Source organism: Methylobacterium sp. 391_Methyba4 (genome assembly GCF_029691625.1).
Lineage (GTDB): Bacteria > Pseudomonadota > Alphaproteobacteria > Rhizobiales > Beijerinckiaceae > Methylobacterium > Methylobacterium fujisawaense.
Genome location: NZ_CP121475.1, coordinates 1,488,973 through 1,506,628, shown reverse-complemented (window position 1 = coordinate 1,506,628; position 17,656 = coordinate 1,488,973). Strand labels below are relative to the sequence as shown.

Annotated in this window: 15 protein-coding genes, 1 tRNA gene and 3 pseudogenes; 8 read left to right on the top strand and 11 right to left on the bottom strand. The window is 70.6% G+C overall.

What is annotated here, in order from left to right; all coding sequences use genetic code 11:
* Positions 1–3 precede the first annotated feature (3 nt).
* Positions 4–204, bottom strand: a pseudogene (locus P9K36_RS07200) (transposase); the annotation flags it as partial.
* 240 nt (positions 205–444) lie between these two features.
* Here P9K36_RS07200 and P9K36_RS07195 point away from each other — a divergent pair.
* Positions 445–1,662 carry an IS110 family transposase gene (locus P9K36_RS07195; protein ID WP_278306760.1) on the top strand — a complete coding sequence of 406 codons (1,218 nt, stop codon included), beginning with the start codon at positions 445–447 and terminating at the stop codon, positions 1,660–1,662.
* 32 nt (positions 1,663–1,694) lie between these two features.
* On the opposite strand, the pseudogene P9K36_RS07190 reads toward P9K36_RS07195, so the two are convergent.
* The 8 genes and pseudogenes from P9K36_RS07190 to pdxY form a co-directional block, all read right to left on the bottom strand.
* Positions 1,695–2,048 (bottom strand): annotated as a pseudogene (locus P9K36_RS07190) (DDE-type integrase/transposase/recombinase); the annotation flags it as partial.
* Between the two features lie 285 nt (positions 2,049–2,333).
* Positions 2,334–2,390, bottom strand: a pseudogene (locus P9K36_RS31015) (hypothetical protein); the annotation flags it as partial.
* A 144-nt stretch (positions 2,391–2,534) separates the two neighbouring features.
* Positions 2,535–2,624 (bottom strand) — tRNA-Ser (locus P9K36_RS07185).
* Between the two features lie 141 nt (positions 2,625–2,765).
* Positions 2,766–5,036, bottom strand: coding sequence for a glycogen debranching protein GlgX (glgX, locus tag P9K36_RS07180; protein ID WP_278306759.1), 2,271 nt, complete (start codon positions 5,034–5,036; stop codon positions 2,766–2,768).
* A gap of 125 nt (positions 5,037–5,161) precedes the next feature.
* Positions 5,162–6,157: an ABC transporter substrate-binding protein gene (locus P9K36_RS07175; RefSeq protein ID WP_278306758.1), complete on the bottom strand. Its 996-nt coding sequence runs from the start codon at positions 6,155–6,157 to the stop codon at positions 5,162–5,164.
* A 177-nt stretch (positions 6,158–6,334) separates the two neighbouring features.
* Positions 6,335–7,060 carry an NUDIX hydrolase gene (locus tag P9K36_RS07170; RefSeq protein ID WP_278306757.1) on the bottom strand — a complete coding sequence of 242 codons (726 nt, stop codon included), beginning with the start codon at positions 7,058–7,060 and terminating at the stop codon, positions 6,335–6,337.
* On the bottom strand, positions 7,053–7,937 hold the full coding sequence (locus P9K36_RS07165; RefSeq protein WP_043389498.1) for a PhzF family phenazine biosynthesis protein: 885 nt from the start codon (positions 7,935–7,937) through the stop codon (positions 7,053–7,055). Before P9K36_RS07165 ends, P9K36_RS07170 begins: the two co-directional genes overlap by 8 nt.
* Positions 7,938–7,985: 48 nt before the next feature.
* Positions 7,986–8,834: a pyridoxal kinase PdxY gene (gene pdxY / locus P9K36_RS07160; RefSeq protein ID WP_043756227.1), complete on the bottom strand. Its 849-nt coding sequence runs from the start codon at positions 8,832–8,834 to the stop codon at positions 7,986–7,988.
* A gap of 136 nt (positions 8,835–8,970) precedes the next feature.
* Here pdxY and P9K36_RS07155 point away from each other — a divergent pair, with 136 nt between their 5' ends.
* The 4 genes from P9K36_RS07155 (at position 8,971) to P9K36_RS07140 (ending at position 12,922) form a co-directional block, all read left to right on the top strand.
* Positions 8,971–9,492, top strand: coding sequence for a DedA family protein (locus tag P9K36_RS07155; RefSeq protein ID WP_043347771.1), 522 nt, complete (start codon positions 8,971–8,973; stop codon positions 9,490–9,492).
* Positions 9,492–10,268 carry a cobalamin-binding protein gene (locus P9K36_RS07150; protein WP_278306756.1) on the top strand — a complete coding sequence of 259 codons (777 nt, stop codon included), beginning with the start codon at positions 9,492–9,494 and terminating at the stop codon, positions 10,266–10,268. The genes P9K36_RS07155 and P9K36_RS07150 overlap by 1 nt, the downstream gene beginning before the upstream one ends.
* A 104-nt stretch (positions 10,269–10,372) precedes the next feature.
* Positions 10,373–10,891 (top strand): MmcB family DNA repair protein, encoded by a 519-nt coding sequence (locus P9K36_RS07145; protein ID WP_278306755.1) that lies wholly within the window; start codon positions 10,373–10,375, stop codon positions 10,889–10,891.
* A gap of 426 nt (positions 10,892–11,317) precedes the next feature.
* Complete coding sequence (locus P9K36_RS07140) at positions 11,318–12,922, top strand: Na+/H+ antiporter (RefSeq protein ID WP_278306754.1); 1,605 nt, start codon at positions 11,318–11,320, stop codon at positions 12,920–12,922.
* Between the two features lie 90 nt (positions 12,923–13,012).
* Here P9K36_RS07140 and P9K36_RS07135 read toward each other — a convergent pair whose 3' ends face one another.
* Together P9K36_RS07135 and P9K36_RS07130 are read right to left on the bottom strand one after the other, a co-directional pair.
* On the bottom strand, positions 13,013–13,291 hold the full coding sequence (locus P9K36_RS07135) for a hypothetical protein (RefSeq protein ID WP_051044690.1): 279 nt from the start codon (positions 13,289–13,291) through the stop codon (positions 13,013–13,015).
* A gap of 148 nt (positions 13,292–13,439) precedes the next feature.
* Positions 13,440–13,889 carry a GNAT family N-acetyltransferase gene (locus P9K36_RS07130; RefSeq protein WP_278306753.1) on the bottom strand — a complete coding sequence of 150 codons (450 nt, stop codon included), beginning with the start codon at positions 13,887–13,889 and terminating at the stop codon, positions 13,440–13,442.
* A 190-nt stretch (positions 13,890–14,079) separates the two neighbouring features.
* Between P9K36_RS07130 and P9K36_RS07125 the strand changes: the two genes are divergently transcribed.
* The 3 genes from P9K36_RS07125 to glyS all read left to right on the top strand — a co-directional run bounded on the left by P9K36_RS07125 (position 14,080) and on the right by glyS (position 17,655).
* Positions 14,080–14,991, top strand: coding sequence for a glycine--tRNA ligase subunit alpha (locus tag P9K36_RS07125; RefSeq protein WP_043347781.1), 912 nt, complete (start codon positions 14,080–14,082; stop codon positions 14,989–14,991).
* Positions 14,992–15,059: 68 nt separating this feature from the next.
* Positions 15,060–15,503 carry a DUF3828 domain-containing protein gene (locus P9K36_RS07120; protein WP_043347783.1) on the top strand — a complete coding sequence of 148 codons (444 nt, stop codon included), beginning with the start codon at positions 15,060–15,062 and terminating at the stop codon, positions 15,501–15,503.
* A 52-nt stretch (positions 15,504–15,555) separates the two neighbouring features.
* Positions 15,556–17,655 carry a glycine--tRNA ligase subunit beta gene (glyS, locus tag P9K36_RS07115; RefSeq protein WP_278306752.1) on the top strand — a complete coding sequence of 700 codons (2,100 nt, stop codon included), beginning with the start codon at positions 15,556–15,558 and terminating at the stop codon, positions 17,653–17,655.
* The last annotated feature ends 1 nt before the right edge of the window (position 17,656 follow it).

Below are 17,656 nucleotides of genomic sequence, written 5' to 3'. Positions count from 1 at the left end.
CTCTCATTCGGCGGCCTGCAGGGCCGCCGCCAGGGCGAATTCCTGGGGCGTTCGCCACCCCAGGGCGGTGTGAGGACGGCTCTCGTTGTAGTGCCGCCGCCACGTCTCGATCTTGCTCCTCGCGTCGGCCAACGACAAGAACCAGTTCGCGTTCAGGCACTCGTCGCGCAGCCGGCCGTTGAACGACTCGACCAGCGCGTTATCCGGCATGATGCCGACCGGTGCCGCCGTTCCCAGCTCGGCGCAAAGCAGATAGCTCTCGCCGATCCGGGCTTCGGGGCACCGGGAGCACGCAAGTGCGGGCAGGCCGTCGCACTGACATGAACCGCGAGTTCGAGGTCGTTATCTGGCCGCCCCCGCGACTAGCCCGGATGCGCTGCGAGCGCGGATCCGTAACTGTCGTGTCGCCCGCCGCTCCCTCTCGTGACCAATACGGAGAGGCGCATGCGCATCATCGGTATGGACATCCACCGCGTCGCGGCCGAGATCGTTGCTCTGCACGATGGGCAACTCACAAAGCTCGGGCGCGTGCCCATGCTACGCGAGGACCTCGAAGCCTTCGCGCGCAAGGTCCTCACCCACGACGACCACGTGGTCGTCGAGGCGACCGGTAACGCCGCGACCGTCGTGGCAATCCTTGCTCCGTTCGTCGAGCGGGTCGTCGTCGCCAACCCCAAGCAGGTCCGGCTTATCGCACACGCCAAGATCAAGACCGACGCCATCGACGCTGCCGTCCTCGCCAAGCTCTACGCCACCGGCTTCCTGCCCGAGGTCTGGACGCCGGATCAGAGGACGCTGGCACTGCGCCGCCAGGTTGCGCGACGCACCCAGTTCGTGCGTCAGCGCGTACGGCTGAAGAACCTGATCCAATCCATCCTGCATGCCCACCTGATCCCACCGTGCCCGCACGGCAACCTCGTAGGGATCAGCGGCCGGCGATGGCTCGCCCGGCAGCCCTTGCCGGAGGATGAGAAGTTTGCCGTCGAACGCCACCTGACGCAGATCGACCAGATCGAGGCGTCACTCAAGTTTGTCGACGCCGATATCGCGAACTACGCGCTCGCTGATCCTCTGATCCGGCGCCTGATGACTCTCCCAGGGGTCGACGTCACCGTGGCTTCAGGCGTCGCCGCGGCAATCGGGGACATCGGCCGCTTCAGTGATCCGCAGAAGCTTGTCGCCTACCTCGGGCTGAACCCGAGCGTTCGGCAGTCCGGCGAGGGACCAGCCTACCACGGCCGGATCACCAAGCAGGGCCGAGGGCAGGCGCGCGGTATGCTGGTGGAGGCGGCATGGGCTGCGGCGCGCTCGCCTGGTCCGCTGCGCGCTTTCCATCGCAGGATCGCCGCACGGCGCGGCAAGCACATCGCGGCGGTCGCCACCGCGCGCAAGCTGGCGATGATCATCTGGCACATGCTGACGAAGACGACGGACTACATCTGGGCACGACCGGCGCTGATGGCCAGGAAGCTGCGGAGCATGGAGCTGCGGGCGGGAGCAAAGCCGAGCCCGGCTGCGCGCGGCAGCGCCTACGACTACAACATTCCTGCCAAACGGGCGGCCGAACGGGAACGTGTCGAGGCAGCAGAAGGTGCCTACCTGAGCCTGACCGAGAGTTGGCGGCAGAAGGGTCGAGCGAAGCCTGTGGAAAAGCCGGCCTGAGGAGGGGCGCAGGGCTATTCGACAACATCCGTGTCGGTCGGCTTGCCGGGGCGCGAGAAGTCCAACGTGACGCCGTTCTCGTAGGCCCAGCGGTCGCGGGCTTTCGAGACGAACTCAGGCCCGTTATCGACCTGAATCGCGCCCGGTGCTCCGTGCAGCAGCGCCAAGCGGCCGACGACAGCCACGACCTGCTCGCCTTTGATGCCCTGGTCGACCTCGATCGCCAGAGCCTCGCGCGTGAACACATCGACGACCGTCAGGGCCCGCAGCCGGCGGCCGTCGAACAGCGCGTCGGAGACGAAGTCCATCGACCAGCGTTCGTTCGGCCGGAGCGCAGCAGGCTGACGCTCACGGTGTGCCGCGCTGACGTTCCGGCGCGGCCGCTTGTTGTCCATCATCGCCAGGATGGCGTGCTGCTGATGCTGGGCAACAGATGCGCGTCGAGGATGTGTGACACTCTGACGGGCACGGTCAGCGGCACTCTGAGGCGGAGCCTCAGTTTCACTGTAGGCTCGATCATCGGAGAACCTTTCCGAGCCGGTCAGTCCAGCCGCCCAAGCTGGCTCCCAACCGTCTGAGACGGTCTGCGCACCGATCCAGTCCCAGAGCAGCGCCAGCGCGATCCACCGTCGCTCGCGTGCAACAGTCTCGCTTTCAGTGTCGAGAGCCCTGACGAGATGCTGCTGGCCGACCGTAGCGACGAGGTGGGCTGGAGCCTTGAGCCGCACGTACCAGCGCCCGCGACGACGTTGCAGGTACTCCGGGCGGCGCACCACTGGCCTCGCTCCTCAACGGCCATGATGACACTGTGTCACCAAGTGGGTTCGAAGCGAGAGAGAAAAACTATTTATTGACAGTGGTTTAGAGGTAGTTGGCGGAGGGAGCGGGATTCGAACCCGCGATACCGTTTCCGGTATACACACTTTCCAGGCGTGCGCCTTCAACCACTCGGCCACCCCTCCGTCCGCGAACCGGGCGCCCGGGCGCACACGCGGCGCGCCGGGCGCGGCCAGGGCCGCGCGGTGCCGTGCTGTTAGCCGGGTGTGCCGTCCGGCGCAAGGCGCAGTCGGCCGGGCGATGCGAAAACCGCCCGGCCGCGTCCCTCACCCCTCAGCCTCGTCGAGGTGGAAGCGGACATGCTCCACGTTCGCACGCTCGAAGGCCTGCATGACGTGGTGGTAGGAGCGCTCCATGGCGTTGTCCTCCGTCCCGGGGCTGTCCTCGGGCTTCAGCACGAACATCAGGAGCGAGCGCCCGGTCACGTCGTAGCCGGAGCCGAACTTGAAGCTCTCCACGTCCTGGCTGTCGGGCAGGTTCGTATCGAGGAGCCGCGTCCAGGCCACGCCTCCCACGGATTCGGGCAGCGTGAACGTCACGAGGTCGTGGTAGGCGTTGAACATGATCAGCAGCGTGGCGTCCCCGCCGCGGCGGTGCAGGCCGGTGGCCTGGGCGCGCCCGTCGAGCTGGACCGCGAAGGCGCGGGCCTCGCCGTCCGACCAATTCTCGCCCGCCATCTCGCTCCCGTCCGGCCGCAGCCACGTCACGTCCTTGACGCCGAACTCCTCGTCGTACTGGCCGGTGAGGAACCGCCCGCGGCTCAGGATCGGCAGGGCGTTGCGCAGGATGATCAGGCGCTGGGTGAACTCCGCGAGATCCCGCTCCTCGTCGCCGATCGCATCCCAGTCCAGCCAGGAGACTTCGTTGTCCTGGCAATAGGCGTTGTTGTTGCCGTTCTGGGTCCGGGCGAACTCGTCGCCGGCGAGCAGCATCGGCGTGCCGCGGGACAGGAACAGCGTCGCCAGCATATTGCGCATCTGGCGCAGGCGCACCGCCCGGATCTCCGGGTCGTCGGTGGGGCCCTCCACCCCGTAATTGTACGAGAGGTTGTGCGAGTGGCCGTCGCGGTTGCCCTCGCCGTTCGCGTCGTTGTGCTTGTCGTTGTAAGAGACCGTATCGTGCAGGGTGAAGCCGTCATGGGCGGTGAGGAAGTTCACCGAGGCCCAGGGCTTGCGCCCGCGCTTGTTGAACTTGTCGGCCGAGCCCGCGATCCGCGCCGCCAGATCCGGCAGCAGCCCGCCATCGCCCTTCCAGTAGGCGCGGACGTCGTCGCGGAACCGGTCGTTCCACTCGGCCCAGCCGGGCGGGAAGCCGCCGACCTGGTAGCCCCCCGGGCCGCAATCCCACGGCTCGGCGATGAGCTTGACGTTGTTGAGCACCGGATCCTGCCGGCAGGTGTCGAGGAAGCCGCCGCCCTCGTCGAACCCGTAGGGCTCGCGGCCCAGGATCGTGGCGAGGTCGAAGCGGAACCCGTCCACCTGCATCTCCTGCGCCCAGTAGCGCAGGGAATCGGTGACGAGCTGTAGCACCCGCGGATGCGACAGATTGAAGGTGTTCCCGGTGCCGGTGTCGTTGATGTAGTAGCGCGGCTCGTTGGGCAGGAGCCGGTAATAGGAGGCGTTGTCGACCCCCTTGAACGACAGGGTCGGGCCCTTCTCGTTGCCCTCGGCGGTGTGGTTGTAGACCACGTCGAGGATCACCTCGAGGCCGGCGCCGTGGAAGCGCGAGACCATCTCCTTGAACTCGGAGAAGGCGAAGTCCGGCACCGCCGCGTAGCGCCGGGCAGGGGTGAAGAACGAGATCGTGTTGTAGCCCCAGTAATTCACCAGCCCCTTCTCCTGCAGGTAGTCGTCCTGCACGAAGGAATGGACTGGCAGCAGCTCCACCGAGGTCACGCCGAGGCTCTTGATGTAGTCGAGCACGTCCCGGGTCCCGAGGCCGGCATACGTGCCGCGCAGCTTCTCCGGCACCCGCGGGTCGAGCTTGGTCATGCCCTTGACGTGGGCCTCGTACACGATGGTCTTGTCCCAGGGCACCAGCGGCTTCTGGTGCCGGCCCCAGGTGAAGGCCGGGTCGATCACCCGGGAGCGGCGGGTGTAGGGGGCGCTGTCCCGCTCGTCGAAGGTCAGGTCGTCGCCGGTCTCCATCTTGTAGCCGAACAGGGCCGGGTTCCAGGTGATCGAGCCGACGAGCCCCTTGGCGTAGGGGTCGATCAGCAGCTTGTTGGGGTTGAACCGGTGGCCGGCCTTCGGCTCGTAGGGGCCGTGGACCCGGTAGCCGTAGATCGTGCCGGGGCGGGCGTCGGGCAGGTAGCCGTGCCAGATCTCGTCCGTGTACTCGGGCAGCTCGATCCGCTCGATCTCCTGCTCGCCGGCATCGTCGAACAGGCAGAGTTCGACCTTGGTGGCGTGGGCGGAAAACAGAGCGAAGTTGACGCCGAGCCCGTCCCAGGTGGCGCCCAGGGGGTAGGGTTGGCCTTCCTGGATGCGCGTGCGGGCCGCGCGGGACTGCGATGCGGGACGACGAGTAGAGGACATGGACACTCCGGAACGCGACCCGCCCGGCCACGTGCCGCCGCGGGGAGCGTCGGGTGAACGTGCCGGAAACAGCGAAGCTCCCGCGGTGCCGCAAAAATCGCGGGCGCGTCACGACCGCGCCGCGCTCAGTTCGAGGCCGCGGCGGTGAAGCTCCGGTCCATGGCCCGCCCGACGTCCAGCGTCCTCGACAGGATCCCGTACCGCGTCGCCCGGTCCGAGGCCTCCTGGACCTCCGTCACGACACCGTCGTCGAGCGCGATCGGCCGCGTCCGCTGCGCCGTGTAGGCCGCGCGCAGGACGTCCTCCGGCAGCCTGGTCAGCGCGGCCGTGTTCCGGGCGTAGGCGTCGAGATGGTCCAGCGACCAGAGCCGCGCCCTGTCCAGGCGGCTCAGGAAGTCCTGCAGGGCGGCCCGCTTGGTGGCGATGGCGCTGTCCGAGGCGACGATGAAGGTGATGGTCGGCGTGAGGCCCGCGCCGTCCGCGATCGGCCGGGCCTTGTCCCTGAGCGTCGCGAACGAGACGTAGGGCTCCCAGACCGCCCAGGCATCCACCGAGCCGGCCATCAGCGCGACCTTGGCGTCGACGGGGTTGAGCGGCGCGAAGGTGGCCTCGGATGGCGCGATCCCGGCCTTCTCCAGCGTCGCGCTGATCAGGAACTGGCCCCAGCCGCCGCGGGTGCCGGCGAGTCGCTTCCCCTTGAGGTCGGCGGCCGAGCGGATCGGCGAATCCGCGCGGACCAGGATCGCCTGCGTCCGCGGATCCGACTTGGTGCCGCCGATCGCCTTGATCGGTGCCCCGGCCGCGACGACCGTGAGGAAGGAGAGGTCGCCGGTGTAGCCGACATGGAGCGCGCCGGCGTTGAGCGCCTCCAGGATCGGCGCGGCGGCGGGGAATTCCGACCATTCGATCCGGTAGGGCAGATCCTTCGCGGAGCCGGCGCTCTCGAGGAGTGACCGGTTCCCGCCCTTCTGGTCGCCGACCCGCAGGACGACCGCCTCCGCGCGGGCGGCCACCGCGGCCAGCGTCGTCGTGACCAGCGTCGTGGCCAGCGTCAGTGCGGCGGCGAGCGGCGCGCCGGCGAACCGGCGGCCGCCGGGACGCGCGTGAGATCCGATGAGCATGGGGCCTGCCGCAATCCGCTGCCCGCGTTGTACGGGGCTGTTCTGTGGAAGGCCGAGCTTATGCTTGCCGCGAGGGCGGTCAATGAAACGAAAATCTGGATTGCCCGCGATTGATGCCAGAGATGACATCCGGCCGCCCCCGCGGGGAGACGAACGTCTTTCCCCGCGCCGCGCCGGTCAGCGGGCGGGCGGGAACGCGTCCGCCAGGTAGGCCCGCACGAAGCCCGGCATCCGCGCGGCATCGATGTCGTCGCGGCCCCGCACGACGTGCATCCCGGCGAGTTCCGGCTCGGCCTCGGCGCCGAGATGGTCGGCGATCCGCGCCACGAGCCGCGCGGCCGTCTCCGGGAAGCGCACCGGCCGCAGGAACGCGAGCTGGCCCTCCCCCTCCAGCAGCACCCAATCCGTTTCGGCCTCGTCCGGTAGCGCCAGGCCGGTCTCCTCGGCGAGTTCCCGGGCGGCGCTGCCAACGAGATCGACCCGCGCGCCCTGTATGTCGTCCGGATCCGGAGTGCCGCAGGGGAAGTAGAGCTGGCCGGCATTGGCCGTGCGGGCCCCCATCTCGCCGAGCAGGACGGCGCCGTCCGAGGTCCAGGGCACGATCGCCGCGAAGGCATTGGCGATGCGGGCGTCTGCGATGCGGGCGTCGGCGTGCCGGGTGTCCCGGTAGTAGGTGAAGGTGGCGTAGCGCGTCGCGAACAGGTCGAGGCGGGCGGCCCCGTCCGCGACGGCGTGGTCGCAGCACAGCAGGACGGTGCCGTCGAACATGCCGGGCGCGCGGGCGATCCGGGTCTGCCAATGCGCCGCGATGGCGGCGGCATTCTCCCGGGGGAAGGCCCAGTCGTAGGTCACGAACCGCGCCGTCACGGCGGCAAGCTGCATGATCCGGAAGCCGTCAGACATGCAGGGTGCCGTCGGCCACGATCACCGCGGCCCCGCCGATCTCGACGCTCCGCAGGGCCCCCGCCTCGATGGTGAGCTGGAGCGCGATCTCGCTCGGCCGCCCCATCGCCTCACCCTGGCGGATCGCCACGTCGTGCGTGCCGTCGCCCAGGGCCTCGAACTGCATCAGCACCCCCGCGAAGGCGGAGGCCGCCGAGCCGGTGGCGGGATCCTCCGTGACGCCGAAATTCGGCGCGAACATGCGGACCCGCCAGCTCTGGCCGGTGCCCTCGGGGTCGGGTGTGTAGAGGTAGAGTCCGTCGTTCGGGTCGGGCGCCTGGGCCGGCCGGGCGGCGTCGAGGGCCGTCACCGAGCCCACGGGCACGCAGGTGAAGCTCGGCCCGACGCCGTGGCGGCTCGGCGCGTGCCGGCCGGTGCCGATGTCGGCGGGCTTGAGGCCGAGGAGCGGGGCCAGCAAGGCGGGCTCAGGGCCGGGACCGAGGTATTCCGGCAGGATCGGCAGCCGGAACCGCGCCCGTCCGCCGCTGCCGTCCGCCAGCGTTTCGACCACGCAGGGGACGATTCCGATCCGCTCCTCCAGGCCGAAGGCCCGGGCATCGCCCCGGGACGGATCCTGCAGCGCCAGCAGCACGGCGGTGCCCACCGTCGGGTGGCCGGCGAAGGGCAGCTCCCGGCCGGGGGTGAAGATGCGCAAGGACGCCCGGTGCCGGGCCTCCGTGGGCGGCAGGACGAACACCGTCTCCGACAGGTTGAACTCCTGCGCGATGGCCTGCATGGCGGCGGTGTCGAGCCCCTCCGCGTCGAGCACCACGGCCAGCGGATTGCCGGCGAGCCTCTGCTCGGTGAACACGTCGAGGGTGACGAAGCGGCGCGCCATCGTGTCCATCCTTCTTGCTCTCGCCGGGCCCGGCCGAAGGGCGTGCCCTCACACCGCCTCGACCGGAAACCGCGCGCTCGGGTTCACGTATTCCTCCTGCGCGGCCACCGTCAGGATCTCCCGCGATCCTGCCTCGGCGGTGCGCTTGAGCAGCCCGTAGATCGAGGCCGCCGCCGCGCCGAGCGCCGCCTCGGCCGAGCCGGTCCGGGCATAGTGCACCAGGAACAGGGCCGCGATGCAGTCTCCCGCCCCGTTCACCGCGATGGCGAGCCGCGGGGTGCGGACCCGGAACACCCGCCCCTCCGCGCCCGCGAGCAGGTCGATGCTGTCGGCGGGCGTGTCGGCGCAGAGCGCCGAGGTGACCAGGACCACCCGCGGCCCCCGCGCCTGGAGCGCCGCGATCGCGGCTCCGGCCTCCGCCAGGGTGCGGCTCGGCAGGCCGGTGAGGAGGCCGAGTTCGAACTGGTTGGGGGTGAGGATGTCGGCGGCCGGGACCGCGCGCTCGCGCAGGAACGCCTCGATGCCGGGCCGCACGTAGACGCCCTCCTCGACGTCGCCGATCACCGGGTCGCAGCAGTAGAGCGCTCGGGGGTTCGCCGCCCGAACGGCGTCCACCGCCTCTAGGATCGCTGCGCCGATCTCGGCCGACCCCATGTAGCCCGACAGCACCGCGTCGCAGGTGGAGAGCACGCCGCGCTCGCCGATGCCGCGCACCACCTCGCGGATCATCGCCGCGTCGAAGACGGGGCCGCGCCACGCGCCGTAACCGGTGTGGTTGGAGAACTGCACCGTATGCACGGGCCAGACCTCGACCCCGAGCCGCTGCATCGGAAACACCGCCGAGGCGTTGCCGACATGGCCATAGGCGACATGGGACTGGATCGACAGGACGTTCAACGCGGGACTCGCTCGTTGTCCCGCTACGGTTAGCCGGTTCCCGCGCCGCCTGCACCCCTATCCCTTGCCGCCCTCCCCCGCGCGCCTCAGATGGGACCGACCTTCCTCCCACCCGCCGAGCCCTGTTCAGAGCACCATGGACATCGAAGCGCTGCGCACCACGACCCTCGCCTTCGTGGAGGCGCACAAGGCCTGGACGCCGTTCATCGCCGGCGGCCTCGCCTTCTGCGAATCGATCGCGGTCCTGTCGCTGTTCGTGCCGGCGACCGTGATCCTGGTCGGCATCGGCGCCCTCGTCGGCGGCGCCGACATCCCGTTCTGGCCGGTGGTGATCGCCGCGGCGGTGGGCGCCGCGCTCGGCGACTGGATCTCCTACGAGGCCGGGCGCTGGCTCGGACCGGGGGCCAAGACCAAGTGGCCGCTGCGGCGCTACCCCGAGCTCATGGCCAAGGCCGAGGCCTTCATCGGGCGCTGGGGCATCGCCGCGGTGGCGCTGGGGCGATTCTTCGGGCCGGCCCGGGCCCTGGTGCCGCTTTTCGCCGGCATCCTCGGCTTGGCGCGGCTGCCGTTCCAGCTGGCCAACGTCGCCTCCGCCCTGGTCTGGGCCTTCGTGCTGCTGGCCCCCGGGGCCGGGCTGCTCACGTGGTTCCATCGCTGATGCGGCGCTTCCCGCCCGAGCGGATCGTCTGCCTCACCGAGGAGACCGTCGAGACCCTGTACCTGCTGGGTGCGGAGGACCGGATCGTCGGCGTCTCGGGCTACGCGGTGCGCCCGCCCCGGGTCCGGAAGGAGAAGCCCCGGGTCTCGGCCTTCACCAGCGCGGACATCCCGAAGATCCTGGCGCTGGCGCCGGACCTCGTCCTGGCCTTCTCGGACCTCCAGGCCGGCATCGTCGCCGACCTCGCCCGGGCCGGCGTGGCGGTGCACCTGTTCAACCAGCGCGACGTGGCGGGCTGCCTTGCCATGGTCCGCACCCTCGGCGCCCTCGTCGGTCTGCCGGAACGGGCCGAGGCTTTGGCGGCCGGCTTCGAGGCGCGGCTGGCGGAGGCCGCCGCGGCGGTGCGGGACCGGCCGACCCTGCGCGTCTACTTCGAGGAATGGGACGCGCCGATGATCTCCGGCATCGGCTGGGTCTCGGATCTGATCGGCCTCGCGGGCGGCCGGGACGTGTTCCCGGCCTTGAGCCGGCAGCCGGCCGCGCAGGACCGGATCGTCACGCCAGAACAGGTGATCGAAGCCGCGCCCGACGTGATCCTCGCCTCGTGGTGCGGCAAGCGGGTCAATGTCGAACGCATCCGGTCCCGACCCGGCTGGGCGGCGATCCCGGCCGTGCGCGACGGGCGCATCCACGAGATCAAGTCGCCGCTGATCCTGCAGCCTGGCCCGGCCGCGCTCACCGACGGGTTCGACGCGATCCGGGCCTGCCTCGGATGACCGCCTTGGATGATTGCCCCGGGGCGATGCCGCGCCGCAGGTGACGGACGGCGCCCGGATTGGCAGGATGTCCCGATTCGGCACAGGCGCATTCCCCGAGATTGATGTCCGCTTCCATCGGCGTTTCCAATTCCGCTTCTCCGCCCCCGGCGGCCGAGGCGCTCCTGCCGCCCGACCGGCGGCAATCGCCGACGGCGCTGCGCATCCAGCGCGGCGTGCGGCGGCTGTTCTCCGAGATGGGCTGCGTCACCCTGCCGGAATTCTCCCTCGTCAACGGCCGCCGCGCCGACGTGATCGCCCTGTGCGGCGCCGGGAAGCTCACCATCGTGGAGATCAAGTCGAGCGTGGCGGATTTCCGCGCGGACCGGAAATGGCCGGATTACCGCGACTTCTGCGACCGGTTCTTCTTCGCGATCCCCGAGGACGTGCCCGAATCCCTGATCCCGGAGGAATGCGGCCTGATCGTCGCGGATGCCTACGGGGCCGGGATCCTGCGTGCGGCGCCCGAGCACCCGCTGAGCGGCGCCCGGCGCAAGGCCGTGACGCTCCGCTTCGCCCACAGCGCCGCGCGCATCCTCCACGCGCTCGCCGATCCGGGCGCGGTGCGGGAGGGGGCGCTGTAGGATACGGCCGGCGGCCGGATTCGCGCCGACGCGACGGACCGCCCGGGACGGCTGAACGACGCTGGACCCATCCGTCGCGTCGGCGGTGGCCGAGCAGCTTTCGGCGACGCGAGCGGCAGCTGTCTCGCCGAACGTGGTCGAGGCGCGGACGATGCGCGGACTCGGATGCGTTCGATCGCGTCATGAACCGCAGGGCGGCCTCCCACCGGCTCCCGAGGATCGCGGGAACGAGCGATGCGCCATCTGCGAAAAGGACATCCACGCTGGATTGGCAGGCCGCGCAGGGCGGCTGATCGCGCAGACGACCGATTGGCGATGGACGGCGGGGTTGGCTCTGGTACGTCTGCACTGGTATTCCACCGACGATTGAAATCTGCGTAGAACGGCCGCGCTTCCCGCCGATCCAGCGCCGAGCCCGATTCATCGATGACCTCCGTCGCCCTGTTCGAGCTGATCCTCGGCCTCCTCGGCGCGGCCCTGCTGCTGTCGCTGGCGGCCGGGCGCCTGGGCTTCCCGCCGGCCGCGGCCCTGGTCATCGGCGGCATGGCGCTGGCGGTGGTGCCGGGCCTGCCGGCCTTCACGCTCGACCCGGACCTGATCATGGTCCTGTTCCTGCCGCCGCTCCTGCTCGAATCCGCCTACTTCACCGTCTGGCGCGACTTCCGGGCGAGCCTCGGCCCGATCCTGTCGCTCTCGCTCGGGGCGGTCCTGTTCACGACCCTGATCGTCGGGCTCGTCGCGCACGCGGTGGTGCCGGCCCTGCCCTGGGCCGCCTGTTTCGCCCTGGGCGCCATCGTCTCGCCGCCGGACGCGGTCGCCGCCAAGGCGGTGCTGGCCCGGGTCGCCCTGCCCCGCCGGATGATTACGGTCCTGGAAGGCGAGAGCCTCGTCAACGACGCCTCGGGCCTCGTGCTCTACCGCTTCGCCGTGGCGGCCGCGCTGACGGGGAGCTTCAGCGCCTGGGCGGCGGCCGGCAGCTTCGCGTGGCTCGCAGTGGCGGGCGTCGCGGTCGGGCTCGCCTGCGGGCTGGCGGTGAACGCCGGGATGCGGCGGCTGCACGACGCCAACGCCATCACGGTGCTGAGCTTCCTCGCCGCCTACGTCGCCTACCTCGCGGCCGAGGAGGTCCACGCCTCCGGCGTCCTCGCCGTGGTGGCCTGCGGCCTGATGATGGGCGGCCGGGAGCACGAGACCTTCGACGCCCATGCCCGCCGCCATTCCGTGGCGGTGTGGGCATTCGTGGTGTTCGTGCTGGAGGCCCTGGTCTTCGTGCTGATCGGCCTGGCGCTGCGCGGCGTGCTGGCCCGGACCGGCGGCGAGTACGGCTCGCTCTCGGCGGGGCTGCCCCTGGCGCTCGCCGTCACCGCCACCTGCGTCGTCGCCCGCCTGCTCTGGGTGTTTCCCGCCGTCTACCTGCGGCGGCTCCTGTCGCCGCGGTTGCGCGCGCGGGAACCCTCCCCGAACCCGGCCGTGCCGCTGATCGTGGGATGGGCCGGGATGCGCGGGGTCGTGACCCTTGCGGCGGCCCTGGCGCTGCCGGTGGACTTCCCCGGCCGCGACGCCATCCTGGTCGCGGCCTTCGTGGTGATCCTGTTCACCGTGCTGGTGCAGGGCACGACCCTCGGGCCGCTGATCCGCCGGCTCCGCCTCGATCCCGTGGCGCACCTGCCCGACGGCCATCTCGACGCGCCCATGGCCCGCGTCGTCGTCAACGAGGCGGGACTCGCCGCCCTGGAGGGATTGGTGTTCCCCGAGACCGGGGCGCTGCAGCACCCGCGCCTCGTGGAGGAGTATCGTCGCCGGGTCCGGGCCTCCTCGCGGGACCGGGACGAGCGGACGGCGCTCGAAGCCGAGAAGAACGAGCACTTCGCCGCCGCGCTGCTCGCCGTGCGGTCAGGCCGGTCGGCGCTGATCGACCTGCACCGGCAGAACCGGGTCCACAGCTCGGTGCTGCGTCAGCTGGAAACGGAGATCGATCTGGAAGAGCTCCATCTCAAGCGTCTGGCCGGGACCGCGCCGGCCCATAGCTAGGACGCTCTCCGCCGAAGTGGGATCCCGTCCGGCGTCGGAGAGCGCGTCGAACCAGGGGCCTGGAGCCGTGCCCGGCCGGGGTGCGGCTCCTCAATGGGCGGCGCAGCCGTCCGCCGGCTGGCCGTAGCCGCTGTAGACGACCCGCACCTTGCGCAGGCAGGTCCCCTCGGACTTCGGCGCCACCGCCACGGGCGCGACGTCCACCGGCTCGACCCGCAAGGTCGCGGCCACCGGCTGGTCCTCGGAGGTGGCGAGCGCGCGGCTGGCGCTCATCACGACGGGCGTCGCGGCCAGCGACGAGATGGCGAGCGCGGCGAAGACGGCGATGTTCTTGCGGCCGAAGGTGTTGCGGGTGCGAGCATTGAACATGACGAGTGGTCCGTCGTATTGCGTTCGGCAGCGCTGAGGTGCCGAGATCCCCTGTTGCAGCGATAACTTGGCCGTTGGCTTGGCGGTTCCCGGTATTGCCCAAAAACCGCCACGCTTGCGTGTCCCGCCGCACCTGGGGCGCGGGCCCTCAGAGGATCTTGCGGTACTGAACGAAGCCGGATTTCTCGGCGATCCGGTCGTAGAGCTGCATCGCGTCGGTGTTGGTCTCGTGCGTCAGCCAGTGGACGCGGGAGCAGCCGGCGGCTTTCGCGGCCTCGCAGACGTGCTCGATCAGCCGCCGCCCGATCCCGAGACCCCGGGCGCCGTCCGCCACGAACAGGTCCTGGAGGTAGCAGTAATCCCCGACCGTCCAGGCCGAGCGGTGGCGGATGTGGTGGACGAGGCCGATCGCCTCCGTGCCGCGCCACGGCAGGGCTCCGTCGACCGGCTCGGCCGGGTCGTTGAGGCGCCGCCAGGTCGTCTCCGTGACGGCGTCCGACAGGTCGACCTTGTAGAAAACCTGGTAGCCCCGCCAGAGCGGCAGCCAAGCATCCCGGTCGCCGGCGCCGATCCGGCGGATCGCGAGGCTGCTGTCCATGATTCTCTCCGCTGGTCCGGACGGATCGGACCTCATCCGGCCCGGACAGGCAACCCGGGCCGCCGGCGCCGAAGACCCGTCACCCGATCGCCTTCACCCGACACCCTGCGCCTTGCACCCCTGCCCGCCCGCACCTAAACCGGCCCGCCAGCGGCCCGAGCCGCCGCGCGAGCCCGAGCCTCCGACACCCATGTCCCAAAAGAAATCCTTCCAGGGTCTGATCCTGACGCTTCAGGAATTCTGGGCGGCGCAGGGCTGCGTGATCCTCCAGCCCTACGACATGGAGGTCGGCGCCGGCACCTTCCATCCGGCCACGACCCTGCGGGCGCTCGGCCCGAAACCCTGGAAGGCGGCCTATGTCCAGCCGTCGCGCCGGCCCAAGGACGGCCGCTACGGCGAGAACCCCAACCGGCTCCAGCACTATTACCAGTTCCAGGTGATCCTGAAGCCGAACCCGCCGAACCTGCAGGAGCTCTACCTCGCCTCGCTCGCGGCCATCGGCGTCGACCTCAAGCTCCACGACATCCGCTTCGTCGAGGACGATTGGGAGAGCCCGACGCTCGGCGCCTGGGGCCTGGGCTGGGAATGCTGGTGCGACGGGATGGAGGTCAGCCAGTTCACCTATTTCCAGCAGGTCGCGGGCTTCGAGTGCGCGCCGGTGGCGGGCGAGCTGACCTACGGGCTGGAGCGGCTCGCCATGTACGTCCAGGGCGTCGAGAACGTCTACGACCTCGACTTCAACGGCGCCGAGGGTGCGGACCGGATCACCTACGGGGACGTGTTCCTGCAGGCCGAGCAGGAATATTCCCGCCACAATTTCGAGTCCGCCGACACGACGATGCTGTTCCGCCAGTTCACCGACGCGGAGGCGGCCTGCCGGTCCTACCTCGCGGCGGGCGCGCCCGCCGCGGAGGGCGAGCGCCACCGGATGGCGCAGCCGGCCTACGACCAGTGCATCAAGGCCAGCCACGTCTTCAACCTCCTCGACGCGCGCGGCGTGATCTCGGTGACGGAGCGCCAGAGCTACATCCTGCGGGTGCGGGAACTCGCCAAGGCCTGCGGGGCCGCGTGGCTGAAGACCGCGGCCGGCGGAGCCCCTTGAGCCTTCGCGCGTTGCAACCCCCGCCAACCGGCGCGCTCCGGCGCGTCCGCAGACGCGGGAACCTCGTGATGAAGAAGACGATCCTCGCCCTCAGCCTCCTCGGATTCGGCCTCGCCCCCGCGCTGGCGGCCGATCCCGGGCCTGAGGCCACGGTCAAGAAGCTCTACGCCGAGCCGCACCCGAATCACTCTTCCGTGTACTCGAAGCGCCTGCAGGGCCTATTCGACGCCGACGCGAAGCAGGCCAACGGTGCCACCGGCAACCTCGACTTCGACTATCGCCTGAACGGCGAGCCCCTGAAGCCCGACACGGTGAAGAACCTGACCTTCAAGGAGGCCACCGAGGGCAAGGACCAGGCGAAGGTCACGGTGGAGCGCAAGGGCGGCGACGGATCGAAGGCGATCGTCTACGACCTCGTGCGCGAGGATGGCGGCTGGAAGGTCTCCGACGCCCACGCGATCGGCGACCGCAAGTGGCAGCTCACGACCATCCTCAAGGGCGAGGCGCGCTGAGCCTGGGCCGTCGACCCTCGACAGGGGTGCGGCGCGGCGATATGGCCGCGCCATGCCCGACCTCCTGCTCGAACTCCGCTCGGAAGAGATCCCCGCCCGCATGCAGCGGCGCGCGGCGGAGGATCTGAAAAAGCTCGTCACCGACGCCCTGGTGGCGCGCGGTTTCCTGTACGAGGGCGCCAAGGCGTTCTCGACGCCGCGCCGGCTGGCGCTGCACATCGCCGGCCTCCCCGCCCGGGGCGAGGCCGTGCGCGAGGAGCGCCGCGGCCCGCGGGTCGGCGCCCCCGAGGCGGCCGTCCAGGGCTTCCTGAAGGGCGCGGGACTGACGAGCCTCGATCAGGCCACGACCGTCACCGATCCCAAGAAGGGCGAATTCTACCTCGCGGTGATCGAGCGGCCCGGCCGCGAGACGCTGGACGTCCTGGCCGAGCTCCTGCCCGAGATTGTCAAGAACTTCCCCTGGCCGAAATCCATGCGCTGGGGCGCGGCCTCGGCGGAGCCGGGGTCCCTCCGCTGGGTGCGCCCGCTGCAATCGATCGTCGCGACCTTCGGGCCGGAGACCGAGAGCCCCGAGGTCGTGCCGTTCGCGGTCGGCGGGATCGCGGCCGGCACGGTGACCTACGGCCACCGCTTCCTCGCCCCGGAGGCGATCGAGGTGCGCCGGTTCGACGACTACATCCAGGCCCTGGAGCGGGCGAAGGTCATCCTCGACGCCGACCGGCGCAAGGACGTGATCCTGCACGATGCCCGCGACCTCGCCTTCGCCCGCGGCCTCGACCTCGTCGAGGACGAGGGGCTGCTGGAGGAGGTGTCGGGCCTCGTGGAATGGCCGGTGGTGCTGATGGGCTCCTTCGACGAGGCCTTCCTCGACATCCCCGCCGAGGCGATCCGGGCGACCATCCGGGCGAACCAGAAGTGCTTCGTCCTGCGCAAGGGCGGGGCGGAGGACTTGGCGCCGGCCTTCATCCTGGTCTCGAACCTCGTCGCCAGCGACGGCGGCCGGGCGATCACAGCCGGTAACGAGCGGGTGGTCCGGGCGCGCCTGTCGGACGCGAAGTTTTTCTGGGAGACCGACAAGGCGATTCGCTTGGAGGATCGGCTGCCGAAGCTCGACAGCATCGTCTTCCACGAGAAGCTCGGCACGCAGGGCGAGCGGATCGCCCGCATCGCCGCGCTGGCGAAGGACCTCGCGACTCTGGTCGGGGCCGATCCGGCGCTGGCCGAGCGCGCCGCCCGTCTCGCCAAGGCCGACCTCGTCACCGAGATGGTCGGCGAGTTCCCCGAGCTCCAGGGCCTGATGGGCCGCAAATACGCGGCGCTCCAGGGCGAGCACGACAGCGTCTGCGCGGCCATCGAGGAGCATTACAAGCCGCTCGGCCCCTCCGACCGGGTGCCAAGCGATCCGGTCTCCATCGCGGTGGCGCTGGCCGACAAGCTCGACACGCTGGCGGGGTTCTGGGCGATCGACGAGAAGCCCACGGGGAGCAAGGACCCGTTCGCCCTGCGCCGGGCGGCTCTGGGCGTGATCCGGCTGATCCTCGACCGCGGCTTGCGCCTGCGCCTTCTCGAGCAGGTCGGCGCGGCGGATCGCGGCCTCGCCGGGCGGGCCGGTGCGGATGCCGGGGATCTCCTCGGCTTCTTCGCGGACCGCCTCAAGGTCTACCTCCGCGACCAGGGCGCCCGCCACGACCTGATCGACGCCGTCTTCGCCCTGCCCGGCCAGGACGACCTGCTGATGGTCGTGCGCCGCGTCGAGGCGCTCGGACAGTTCCTCGACACCGAGGACGGGAAGAACCTGTTGGCCGGCTACAAGCGCGCGGCCAACATCCTGCGCATCGAGGAGAAGAAGGACGGCCGCGCCTACGATGCCGCCCCCGACGCCGCCCTCGCCGCCGCGGGCGAGCCGGCCGAGCGGGCGCTGGCCGAGGCGCTGGCGAAGGCCCGGGAGACCGCCTCGGCGGCGGTCGCCCGCGAGGATTTCGCCGGGGCCATGCAGGCGCTCTCCACGCTCCGCGCGCCGGTGGACGCCTTCTTCCAGGACGTCACCGTCAACGCGCCCGATCCGAAGCTCCGCGAGAACCGCTTGGCTCTGCTCAACGCCCTGCGCGCCGCGACGCGGGAGGTGGCGGAGTTCGCGAAGATCGAGGGGTGAG

Excerpts from the sequence above, each read along its gene's own strand:
- glgX (WP_278306759.1), bottom strand. The coding sequence starts at position 5,036 with ATGTCCTCTACTCGTCGTCCCGCATCGCAGTCCCGCGCGGCCCGCACG.
- P9K36_RS07195 (WP_278306760.1), top strand. The coding sequence starts at position 445 with ATGCGCATCATCGGTATGGACATCCACCGCGTCGCGGCCGAGATCGTT.
- P9K36_RS07175 (WP_278306758.1), bottom strand. The coding sequence starts at position 6,157 with ATGCTCATCGGATCTCACGCGCGTCCCGGCGGCCGCCGGTTCGCCGGC.
- P9K36_RS07145 (WP_278306755.1), top strand. The coding sequence starts at position 10,373 with ATGTCCGCTTCCATCGGCGTTTCCAATTCCGCTTCTCCGCCCCCGGCG.
- P9K36_RS07130 (WP_278306753.1), bottom strand. The coding sequence starts at position 13,889 with ATGGACAGCAGCCTCGCGATCCGCCGGATCGGCGCCGGCGACCGGGAT.
- P9K36_RS07125 (WP_043347781.1), top strand. The coding sequence starts at position 14,080 with ATGTCCCAAAAGAAATCCTTCCAGGGTCTGATCCTGACGCTTCAGGAA.
- P9K36_RS07170 (WP_278306757.1), bottom strand. The coding sequence starts at position 7,060 with ATGTCTGACGGCTTCCGGATCATGCAGCTTGCCGCCGTGACGGCGCGG.
- P9K36_RS07135 (WP_051044690.1), bottom strand. The coding sequence starts at position 13,291 with ATGTTCAATGCTCGCACCCGCAACACCTTCGGCCGCAAGAACATCGCC.
- P9K36_RS07150 (WP_278306756.1), top strand. The coding sequence starts at position 9,492 with ATGCGGCGCTTCCCGCCCGAGCGGATCGTCTGCCTCACCGAGGAGACC.
- P9K36_RS07120 (WP_043347783.1), top strand. The coding sequence starts at position 15,060 with ATGAAGAAGACGATCCTCGCCCTCAGCCTCCTCGGATTCGGCCTCGCC.
- P9K36_RS07155 (WP_043347771.1), top strand. The coding sequence starts at position 8,971 with ATGGACATCGAAGCGCTGCGCACCACGACCCTCGCCTTCGTGGAGGCG.
- P9K36_RS07165 (WP_043389498.1), bottom strand. The coding sequence starts at position 7,937 with ATGGCGCGCCGCTTCGTCACCCTCGACGTGTTCACCGAGCAGAGGCTC.
- glyS (WP_278306752.1), top strand. The coding sequence starts at position 15,556 with ATGCCCGACCTCCTGCTCGAACTCCGCTCGGAAGAGATCCCCGCCCGC.
- P9K36_RS07140 (WP_278306754.1), top strand. The coding sequence starts at position 11,318 with ATGACCTCCGTCGCCCTGTTCGAGCTGATCCTCGGCCTCCTCGGCGCG.